The sequence below is a fragment of the Streptomyces chilikensis genome (genome assembly GCF_001642695.1).
GTDB lineage: Bacteria > Actinomycetota > Actinomycetes > Streptomycetales > Streptomycetaceae > Streptomyces > Streptomyces chilikensis.
Window position 1 is genome coordinate 2,977,830 of record NZ_LWCC02000005.1, and the last position, 9,818, is coordinate 2,987,647.

Below are 9,818 nucleotides of genomic sequence, written 5' to 3' on the forward strand. Positions count from 1 at the left end.
CGGCGGCGGCGCGGGCGGCGGCGCGGACTCCGCCGGCGGACCGCCGGGCGGCGGCGGCCCGTACGACGCCCCCGACGGCGGCCGGGGCGGCGGCACCCACCAGCACGGCAACGCGGATCCCGGCGGCCCGTACGACCCCGGCGGCTCCGCCTCCCCCGGCGGCCCGCACGGCCGGTACGGCCCCACCGGCGCGTACGGCCCCGGCGGTCCCTACGACGGCGGCACCGCACCGGACCCCCTCGCCGGGATGCCCCCGCTCGCCGACAGCCTGCGCCGCGTGCTGGCCCGGCTGGTCGACCTGGTGCTGGTCGGCATCGTGGTGGGCCTGCTCGCCTGGGCGTTCGACGTCGACGAGTACGAACTCAGCGCGGACCGGGTGGACGCCGCGAAGTTCTGGATCCGCGACATCATCGTCGCCGTCCTGTACGTCGGCTACGACACGCTGATGACCGCGCGCAACGGCCAGACCCTCGGCAAGAGGCTCTTCAAGATGCGCGTCGCCAACCTCGACAACGGCGGCACCCCGTCGATGGCGACCTCGCTGCTGCGCGCGGCGGTGCTCTGGGTGCCGTTCGCGTTCTGCTGCGCCTGCCTGTGGCTCGCCGTCGCGGGCGGCTGGAGCTTCTTCGACAAGCCCTTCAAGCAGGGCCTGCACGACAAGGCGGCCAAGACCGTGGTGGTCGGCACCGGCGGCGGCTGACCGCTCCGGGCTGCCGGTCAGCGCCGCGCCGGCTCCCGGCGCGGCGCCGCGTCCGCCGCGTCGCGGGTGGCCGGAACCCGACCCCCGTCGCCCTGGCCGCCGGTTCCGGAGCCCAGGGCCGCGAGCATTCCGAGCCCGAGCGAGACCACCACGACCAGGGCGACCAGCGGTACCGAACTCGCCCCGGTGAGCGCCAGGAGCGCCGTCGTGCACAGCACCGCCGCGCCGGTTCCGCGGGCCAGCTGCGCGAGGGAGGGAGTCGCGGGGGGAATCACGGGCGGACGAACCATGGCAATCGTGTCCTCGGGCCGTGGGGGACAGGGGCAGCCTGCGTGGCACAGTCTCCCCGGCACATGCCCGAGCCACCTGCCGGTCAAGCGCGGCACACCTCGACGGGCGGGTGCACCGGGGGGCGCACGCGGGCACGGACCTCGCACGCGGAGCTCTCCCGCGCATCCGACCGAGCGACCGCTTACACGAAGTGCTCACGACAAGTCAAGGTCTGGTTTTTCCCTCGAACATCCGGTCAAATGTTCCCACTTGACACACGCGTATCACCGCGCGCGACTCCTGCCTGCCCAGAACAGCAGGACTCAGTACCTCCGTACTCAGGACATCTCTCTCAGTGCGCGCGGGACGCGGGGGAGGAATTCAAGTGGCATCCAGATGGGCGCTTCGAGCGGCCGCCACTGCTGTCGCCCTGGCGACGGCGAGCGCCGGCCTCTCGACGTTCGCGGTGGCCCAGCCCGACACGGGCGCGGTCACCAACGCGAAGGCGGACGCTCCGACCAAGGGCGAGCACCGCCAGCATGACTTCGACGGTCCCCTGACCAAGAGCCAGGAGGCCAAGAAGGAGCAGGCCCTCCAGAAGGTCCTGGCCGGCAAGGCCGAGGTCAAGGAGAAGGGCGGCTCCAAGGTCGTCAAGCTCCAGGAGCGGCACGGCAAGAGCAAGTACGTCGAGCTGGGCCGGGAGAAGACCGACAAGGTCTTCACCATCCTGGTCGAGTTCGGTGACCAGATCCACCCCACGTACGGCGGCACCCCCGGTCCGCTGCACAACGAGATCGCCGAGCCGGACCGGTCGAAGGACAACTCGACCGACTGGAAGGCCGACTACAACCAGAAGCACTTCGAGGACCTGTACTTCGGCGAGGGCGAGTCCCTCAAGACGTACTACGAGAAGCAGTCCTCCGGTCGTTACTCGGTCGACGGCGAGGTCTCCGACTGGGTCAAGGTGCCCTACAACGAGGCCCGTTACGGCTCGAACCTGTGCGACCCCTGCGCCTGGAACGCGGTGCAGGACGGTCTGAACGCCTGGTTCGAGGCGGAGACCGAGAAGGGCGCCACCACCGCCGAGCTCAAGGCCCGGCTGGCCGAGTACGACCAGTGGGACCGCTACGACTTCGACGGCGACGGCAACTTCAACGAGGCCGACGGCTACATCGACCACTTCCAGGTCGTGCACGCCGGTGAGGACGAGTCCGCCGGCGGCGGCGCCCAGGGCGAGGACGCCATCTGGGCCCACCGCTGGTACGCGTTCGGCACCGACTCCGGCCGCACCGGCCCGGAGGGCAACAAGCTCGGCGGCACCCAGATCGGTGACACCGGCGTCTGGGTCGGCGACTACACCATCCAGCCGGAGAACGGCGGCCTCGGTGTCTTCGCCCACGAGTACGGCCACGACCTCGGTCTGCCGGACCACTACGACACCCAGGGCGGCGAGAACTCCACGGGGTTCTGGACGCTGATGTCCTCGGGTTCGTGGCTCGGCACCGGTGACGGCCAGATCGGCAACCTCCCCGGCGACATGAACGCCTGGGACAAGCTGCAGCTGGGCTGGCTGGACTACAAGCTGGTCGACTCGAAGTCCACGTCGAAGACCACGCTGGGCGTCCAGTCGTACAACACCAGGAACGACCAGGCCCTGATCGTCGAGCTGCCGGAGAAGGAGGTCTCCACGGAGATCTTCCCGCCGGCGCAGGGCGAGAAGCAGTGGTGGAGCGGCAGCGGCGACGACCTGCGCAACACGCTCACCCGTGACGTCGACCTGACCGGCAAGTCGTCCGCGGCGATCTCCTTCGACGCCTGGTACGACATCGAGCAGGACTACGACTACTTCTACGTCGAGGTCTCCACCGACGGCGGCGCGAACTACACGCCGATCGACGGCACGATGAACGGCACGGCCATCCCGCGCGACGGCAGCGGCGCCCCGGCGCTGCACGGCACGATCTCGCAGTACGAGTCCTTCGAGTTCCCGCTGGACGCGTACGCCGGCAAGGCCGTCAAGGTCCGCTTCCGCTACGCGACCGACGGCGGCTACATGCTCACCGGGCTCGTGGCCGACAACATCGCGATCACCGCGGACGGCTCGACCGTCTTCTCCGACGACGCCGAGACCGAGGCGGCCGGCTGGACCTCCAACGGCTTCAGCCGCGTGGGTGACAAGATCACCGGCCTCCACGAGCAGTACTACATCGTGGAGAACCGCCAGCACGTCGGGTACGACCGGACGCTCAAGACCGGTCCGTACAACTTCGGCTGGTCCACCACCCGCCCCGACTGGGTCGAGCACTACGCGTACCAGACCGGCATGCTGGTCTGGAAGTGGGACACCTCCCAGGCGGACAACAACGTCAGCAAGCACCCGGGTGCGGGCCTGATCCTCCCGGTCGACGCCCACCCCGACGCGCTGCGCTGGACCGACGGCACCCTGCTGCGCAACCGCGTGCAGGCGTACGACTCGCCGTTCAGCCTGAAGCCGACCCGGAGCATCACCCTGCACAAGGCCGGCGTCCCGGTCGTCGTTCCGTCGCTGCGCGGCGTGTCCGTCTTCGACGACACGAAGAACGACTACTACGACGAGGCCAACCCGCAGGCCGGTGTCAAGATCAGCGACACCAACACCCGGATCGAGCTCGTGAAGCAGTCCAAGGACGGCTCCACGATCACGGTCAAGGTGGGCCCCGCGGTCAAGTAACCCCGCTCCAGCACGTGTGACCGGCGGCACCTCCTCCCCAGGAGGTGCCGCCGGTCCGCTTTTCCGCCGGTGGGGCACCGAACGTCCGCCGGGCCTGCGCCGTCCAGGTCGTGACACACGGAGGATGACGTGGACCACCTGACGGGAAGAAGGACGCGCACGGCCCTCGCGGCCCTGTGCGGGGCGTCGGCCGTCGTGGCCGCCGCGCCGGCCTGGTGGCGGCCGTGGCTGCCGCAGGAGGAGGCGGAGGCGGAACTCGACCGGGCGGGCATCGTCGCCTGCTCCGGGCTCATCGTGAAGGGCACGGTGGACGCGGTCGGGCCCGCGGGCGCCGGCATGGTCCGGGTCCGGCTGGAGGGGGCGCGCCGGCTCGAGCCCGGAGGGGGCTCCGGGGAGGGCTCCGGAGGGGCGGCGTCCTTCCTCGTCCCGGAGGGCGACGCGGGCGCCTACGCGCCGGGCGGCCGGGTCCTGGTGGCCGCGCTCCGTTCCGGGGAGGGGGCCCCGCTGCTCTTCACCGGCGCGGAGATCGAGCCCGCCTGGGACTGGATGGAGGCCGAAGCGCGGGATCCGGCCGCGCCCTCCTGCCCCACGGCGTGAGGCGGCGCCCCCTTCCGCCGGACGGGCGCCCCGCATCCGGGGGTCACCGGCCCCGCCGACACGGCCTTCCCCCGCGAACACTGATGTGATCGGTACCTGACAAATACGTCACCGCAGGTCAAACGGTGTTCGGCGGCGTTCCCCTGGCGGGGGTGCCGCCGGACGTGTTCAGATGCCTCTCATCGAAATTTTCGGAGTTCGACGGGAGGCATCGGTATGTCCTCAGGATTCGTGCGTCTGCCCAGCGGCAGCGTGGTGGTCGCCCTGACGCTGCCCCGGCCCGGTGAGGGGGGCGCGCCGGAGCGGGTGCGGGTCCTGGTGCACGCCCGGAACCGGGCGCGGGCGCTCACCCGGCTGCGCAACCTCGGGCTGCGGGCGGTGTACCTGCGGGGGAACGCCGCCCCGCCGACGCCGGACGAGGTCACGGCGGTCCTGCACCACCCGGACGGGCTCATATGGCGCGGGGCGCCGGCGCCGGCCGCCGCCTACCACCCGTGGCACCCCATCCGGAGCCTGGTGGGCCGCCCGCCCGCCTGGGCGTAGCCGGCGGCCGCGCCGGGCGTCCCCGGTGCGGGGAGGGGGGTCACCTCCCGGCGACCACCGGCTCGCCCGTGAGGCCGACGCCCGCGTCGCGGAGCTCCTCGAGCGTGCGCTCGGTGGTCTCCCGGGCCACCCCCGCCGTGAGGGGGAGCAGCACCCGTGTCCGCAGCCCGGCCTTCACCGCGTCCAGCGCCGTCGCCCGCACGCAGTGGTCCGTGGCGATCCCCACCACGTCGACCTCGTCCACCTCCCGCACGCGCAGCCACTCCGCCAGGCCGACGCCGTTCTCGTCGGTCCCCTCGAACCCGCTGTACGCGGCCGCGTACGCCCCCTTGTCGAAGACCGCGTCCACCGCTCCCGAGGCCACCGCGGGCGTGAAGTTCGGGTGGAACCCGACCCCCTCGGTCCCCGCCACGCAGTGCGCCGGCCACGAGTTCACGTAATCCGGGTCGTCCGCGAAGTGGCCGCCCGGCGCGATGTGGTGGTCACGCGTGGCCACCACGTGCCGGTACCCGCCGGCCGGCGCGGCCTGTCCGATCAGCTCGGTGATCGCCGCGGCGACGTCCGCGCCGCCCGCCACCGCGAGGCTGCCTCCCTCGCAGAAGTCGTTCTGCACGTCCACCACGATCAATGCTCGACGCATCGCCCCGCACAACCCTTCGAATCACACCGTAGGAACAGAGAAAAGAGAACGAACACCGCACCGACGGCTGCATACCCCGGCCCCGTGCCCGCCGCACGTCGTCAGGCGACGTACTCCGTCGGAAGGACCGGCTCGCCCCGCGACAGCTGCGTCGCGGACATCGGCAGCGCGCCACGGGCCGCCGCGTGGCGGTCACGGGCGGCCTCCAGCGGCTCGCGGCCCACGACCTCGCCGCCCCGCACCAGCTCCACCAGCAGCTGCGAGCCGGCCAGCTCCCCGGGGACCTCGCCGGTGCCGATCACCTCCGCCTCCGCCACGCCGTACGCGTCGAACCGGCGTGCGGCCCACTTGCGGCCGCCCAGGGTCCGCTTGCCGCCGCCCGACCTCTTGGCCACCGGCTCCAGCGGCGCGTCCGCGCCGTCGGAGGAGGCCCGGGCGACCAGCTTGTAGACCATCGAGGCGGTCGGGTGCCCGGAGCCGGTGACCAGCTGGGTGCCCACGCCGTAGGCGTCCACCGGCGCGGCGGCCAGCGAGGCGATGGCGTACTCGTCGAGGTCCGAGGTCACCACGATCCGGGTCTTGTGGGCGCCCAGCTCGTCGAGCTGCTGCCGCACCCGGTGGGCGACCAGCAGCAGGTCGCCGGAGTCGATCCGCACCGCGCCCAGCTCGGGCCCGGCCACCTCGACCGCCAGGGCGACCGCCTCGGCGACGTCGTAGGTGTCCACCAGCAGGGTGGTCCCGCGGCCCAGCGAGTCGACCTGGGCGGTGAAGGCCTCCCGCTCGGTGTCGTGGACCAGGGTGAAGGCGTGCGCGCTGGTGCCGATGGTGGGTATGCCGTAGCGGAACCCGGCCGCCAGGTCCGAGGTGGAGGAGAAGCCGCCGACGTAGGCGGCCCGCGAGGCGGCGACCGCGGCCAGCTCGTGGGTGCGGCGCGCGCCCATCTCCATCAGCGGCCGGTCGCCGGCCGCCGCGGCCATCCGGGAGGCGGCGGCGGCGATCGCGGAGTCGTGGTTGAGGATCGAGAGGATCACCGTCTCCAGCAGCACGCACTCGGCGAAGGTGCCCTCGACCCGCAGGACCGGCGAGCCGGGGAAGTAGACCTCGCCCTCCGGGTAACCCCAGATGTCGCCGCCGAACCGGTACCGCGACAGCCACTCCAGCGTCGCCCCGTCGACCACGCCGCGCTCCCGGAGGAAGGCGAGCTGGCGCTCGTCGAACCGGAAGTTCCGCACGGCGTCCAGCACCCGGCCGGTGCCGCAGACCACGCCGTAGCGGCGGCCCGGGGGCAGGCGCCGGGTGAAGACCTCGAAGACCGAACGCCGCCCGGCCGTCCCGCCCTCGAGGGCGGCCTGCAGCATGGTCAGTTCGTAGTGGTCGGTGAAGAGCGCGGTGGACGGCACGTCCACCGGCAGCCCGAGCTCCGCTGTGTTCATGGAACTGATGCTACCCCCATTTCGTCAATTTGACGATTAGTGTGCGGCGCCGGTCCCGGGGCGACCTGACGGCGACCCCGGGACCCGGTCCGTGCGGGTACCCACCTGTGGTGGCAGCATGGTTGTTGTGACGTCACCCGCTCCCGCGCCCATGGAAACCGAACGCACCGAGTCGGCGGAGGAGACCTTCGCCGTGCCCGAGCCGGACGTTCCCTGGGTCACGATCGTCCACAACGACCCGGTCAACCTGATGAGCTACGTGACCTACGTCTTCCAGACGTACTTCGGCTACTCGAAGGACAAGGCCACCAAGCTCATGATGGACGTCCACCACAAGGGCCGGGCGGTGGTCTCCAGCGGCACCCGCGAGGAGATGGAGCGCGACGTGCAGGCCATGCACGGCTACGGTCTGTGGGCCACCCTCCAGCAGGACCGCCGGTAGTCCCGCACGGACCCCGGACCGACCGCCCGCCGAGCCGAAAAGATCTGCCATCCCATGCCCGGAACCTTCGAACCGCTCCCCGGCGGCGGCGCGGCCGTCGCGCTCGACGACGTCGAGATCTCGATCATCCGGTCGCTGGCCGCCCAGCTCCTGGAGCTGATCGGCCCCGGCCCCGCCGAGGACGCCTCCGCCGACCCGCTCGCCGAGCTCTTCGCCGACGGCCCCAGCGAGCCGCCCTCCGACCCGGTGCTGCGCCGGCTCTTCCCCGACGCCTACACCGACCCGGCGAAGTTCCCGGACACCGCCGAGAAGGCCGAGGAGGCCAAGGCATACTCCGCGGAGTTCCGCCGCTACACCGAGAACGACCTGAGGGCCGGCAAGCGCGAGGGCGCGCTCGCGGTCGTCCGCGGCCTCGACGAGCTGACGATGGAGACCGGCGGCGCGGGAGCGGGCGGGGGTGTCCTGAGGCTCACCCCCGAGCGGTCCCTGCAGTGGCTGAAGGCGCTCAACGACATCCGCCTCGCCATCGCCGCACGCCTGGACATCACCGACGAGGAGGACAGCGAGATCCTCTACCGCCTCCCCGACACCGACGAGCGGAAGCCGCTGGTGATGGCCTACCTGTGGCTCGGAGGACTGCAGGAATCGCTGGTCGAGACCCTGATGGACTGACCGTCCGCCGTCCGTAATCCGGACGACCCGTCCCGCGTAACGATCACGTCACACGCCCCCGCCTTTTGCCCGGTGGGGGCGTTTTGCGTACCGCGCAGGTGATTCGGCTCACATTTTCCGGCCATTTTATGTGCTACAAACTGCCAACCCCTGGCCATGGCACCACCCCTCGCCCGGCCCGGAGACCTGGCTGTACCCGCCAGGAGCGCACCACTTCTGCTCCCCCCCGCGAACGGACAACGGCGTTCGCTCACGCTCCAGCACGTCCTGCCCGTTCCCGACCCCGGGCCCGGGCGGTTCCGCGCCGAACGAGGTACCCAGATGTCATTCGAGTCCTTCACGTCCACCATCGAGGAAGGCGTCAACAGCGTCGTCTCACCTCTCGCCACATGGCTGGGCGAAGTCGTCTTCTACTCCGTCCCGGTGGCCGGGGCCGAACTTCCGCTGATCGTCGCCTGGCTGGTCGTCGCCGGTATGGTCTTCACCGGCTGGTTCGGCCTGATCCAGGTCCGCAAGTTCAAGCTGGCCCTTCGCGTGGTGCGCGGCAAGTACGACGACGACGACGCCGAGGGCGAGGTCAGCCACTTCGGGGCCCTGACCGCCGCCGTCTCGGCCACCGTCGGTCTCGGCAACATCGCCGGTGTCGCGGTCGCCGTCACCATCGGCGGCGCGGGCGCCGCCTTCTGGATGATGGTCTGCGGCCTGCTCGGCATGGCCACCAAGTTCGTCGAGGTCACCCTCGGTGTGAAGTACCGGGTGGTCCACGAGGACGGCACCGTCTCCGGCGGTCCGATGCAGTACCTGCCGCGCGGCCTCGCCGACCGGTTCGGCGAGGGCTCCCTCGGGGCCAAACTGGGCAAGGTCCTCGGCGTGCTCGCCGCGGTCATGGTCCTGTTCTTCGGCTTCTTCGGCGGCAACCTGCTGCAGATCAACCAGGCGCACAGCCAGATCGCCAACGTCACCGGCGGCGAGGACGGCTTCATGGCCTCCCCGGGCGGCGCCCTGATCTTCGGCGTGGTCATCGCCGCGCTGATCGCGCTGGTGCTGCTGGGCGGCGTGAAGTCGCTGGCCAACGTCACCACCAAGCTGGTCCCCGGCATGGCGGTCCTCTACATCCTCGGCTGCCTCGCCGTCCTGGCCGTCAACGCCGGCGCGGTGCCGGGCGCGGTCGTCGAGATCTTCTCCTCCGCGTTCAGCGCCGAGGGCGTCGTCGGCGGTGTGATCGGCGCGCTGATCGCCGGCTTCAAGCGGGCCGCGTTCTCCAACGAGGCCGGTCTGGGCACCGCCCCGATCGCCCACTCCGCGGTCAAGACCAAGCACCCCGCGAGCGAGGGCCTGGTCGCCCTGCTGGAGCCGTTCGTCGACACCGTGATCATCTGCGCCATGACCGCCCTGACCATCGTGGTCGCCAACCCGAAGTCGTGGGCCGAGGCGCAGGCCGGCACCGGCGAGGGCGGCGTGGTCATCACCTCGGACGCGTTCGCGACCGTCATGCCCTGGTTCCCGTACGTGCTGACCGTGGCCGTCGTCCTGTTCGCGCTCTCCACCGCGCTGACCTACGGCTACTACGGCGAGAAGGCGTGGGTGCACCTCTTCGGCCACTCCAAGGCCAGCCGCACGGTCTTCCGGGCCGTCTACGCGGTCCTCGCGGCCGCGGGTTCGCTCCTGACCCTGCAGGCGCTGTTCGACCTGGCGGACGCGGTGCTGTTCATGCTGGCCGTGTTCAACATCATCGGCCTCTACCTGATGGTGCCGACGGTGAAGAAGGAACTCGCCAGGTTCCTGGAGTACGTCCGCCGCCGCGACGCCGG

10 protein-coding genes are annotated in these 9,818 nt (G+C 71.4%); 7 read left to right on the forward strand and 3 right to left on the reverse strand.

Translation table 11 applies throughout. The annotated features are described in order from the left end of the window. On the forward strand, positions 1-700 hold a 700-nt coding region (locus tag A2U95_RS32680; RefSeq protein WP_240957308.1), incomplete at its 5' end, for an RDD family protein. Between the two features lie 17 nt (positions 701-717). Here the strand turns inward: A2U95_RS32680 and A2U95_RS13315 are convergent. Then, positions 718-990 (reverse strand): hypothetical protein, encoded by a 273-nt coding sequence (locus tag A2U95_RS13315; protein ID WP_166022323.1) that lies wholly within the window; start codon positions 988-990, stop codon positions 718-720. 365 nt (positions 991-1,355) lie between these two features. Between A2U95_RS13315 and A2U95_RS13320 the strand changes: the two genes are divergently transcribed. The 3 genes from A2U95_RS13320 (at position 1,356) to A2U95_RS13330 (ending at position 4,820) form a co-directional block, all read left to right on the forward strand. Further along, the gene (locus tag A2U95_RS13320) at positions 1,356-3,680 is read left to right on the forward strand and encodes an immune inhibitor A domain-containing protein (RefSeq protein WP_166022324.1); all 2,325 of its coding nucleotides are present in this window, start codon (positions 1,356-1,358) and stop codon (positions 3,678-3,680) included. A gap of 129 nt (positions 3,681-3,809) precedes the next feature. Then, the gene (locus tag A2U95_RS13325) at positions 3,810-4,277 is read left to right on the forward strand and encodes a hypothetical protein (RefSeq protein WP_166022325.1); all 468 of its coding nucleotides are present in this window, start codon (positions 3,810-3,812) and stop codon (positions 4,275-4,277) included. 216 nt (positions 4,278-4,493) lie between these two features. Beyond that, complete coding sequence (locus A2U95_RS13330) at positions 4,494-4,820, forward strand: hypothetical protein (RefSeq protein WP_166022326.1); 327 nt, start codon at positions 4,494-4,496, stop codon at positions 4,818-4,820. Between the two features lie 40 nt (positions 4,821-4,860). Here A2U95_RS13330 and A2U95_RS13335 read toward each other — a convergent pair whose 3' ends face one another. Further along, positions 4,861-5,460, reverse strand: coding sequence for an isochorismatase family protein (locus A2U95_RS13335; protein ID WP_166022327.1), 600 nt, complete (start codon positions 5,458-5,460; stop codon positions 4,861-4,863). A 101-nt stretch (positions 5,461-5,561) separates the two neighbouring features. Then, on the reverse strand, positions 5,562-6,893 hold the full coding sequence (locus A2U95_RS13340) for a nicotinate phosphoribosyltransferase (RefSeq protein WP_166022328.1): 1,332 nt from the start codon (positions 6,891-6,893) through the stop codon (positions 5,562-5,564). 118 nt (positions 6,894-7,011) lie between these two features. Between A2U95_RS13340 and clpS the strand changes: the two genes are divergently transcribed. The 3 genes from clpS to A2U95_RS13355 all read left to right on the forward strand — a co-directional run. Then, positions 7,012-7,335 (forward strand): ATP-dependent Clp protease adapter ClpS, encoded by a 324-nt coding sequence (clpS, locus tag A2U95_RS13345; protein ID WP_166022329.1) that lies wholly within the window; start codon positions 7,012-7,014, stop codon positions 7,333-7,335. A 54-nt stretch (positions 7,336-7,389) separates the two neighbouring features. Continuing rightward, positions 7,390-8,007, forward strand: a complete 618-nt coding sequence (locus A2U95_RS13350) for a DUF2017 domain-containing protein (RefSeq protein ID WP_166022330.1) — start codon at positions 7,390-7,392, stop codon at positions 8,005-8,007. Between the two features lie 321 nt (positions 8,008-8,328). After that, on the forward strand, positions 8,329-9,818 hold a 1,490-nt coding region (locus tag A2U95_RS13355; RefSeq protein ID WP_166025166.1), incomplete at its 3' end, for an alanine/glycine:cation symporter family protein.

Bases quoted from the DNA above. Each gene is read 5' to 3' on its own strand.
- A2U95_RS13315 (WP_166022323.1), bottom strand. From the start codon at position 990: ATGGTTCGTCCGCCCGTGATTCCCCCCGCGACTCCCTCCCTCGCGCAG.
- A2U95_RS13330 (WP_166022326.1), top strand. From the start codon at position 4,494: ATGTCCTCAGGATTCGTGCGTCTGCCCAGCGGCAGCGTGGTGGTCGCC.
- A2U95_RS13335 (WP_166022327.1), bottom strand. From the start codon at position 5,460: ATGCGTCGAGCATTGATCGTGGTGGACGTGCAGAACGACTTCTGCGAG.
- A2U95_RS13340 (WP_166022328.1), bottom strand. From the start codon at position 6,893: ATGAACACAGCGGAGCTCGGGCTGCCGGTGGACGTGCCGTCCACCGCG.
- clpS (WP_166022329.1), top strand. From the start codon at position 7,012: ATGGTTGTTGTGACGTCACCCGCTCCCGCGCCCATGGAAACCGAACGC.
- A2U95_RS13350 (WP_166022330.1), top strand. From the start codon at position 7,390: ATGCCCGGAACCTTCGAACCGCTCCCCGGCGGCGGCGCGGCCGTCGCG.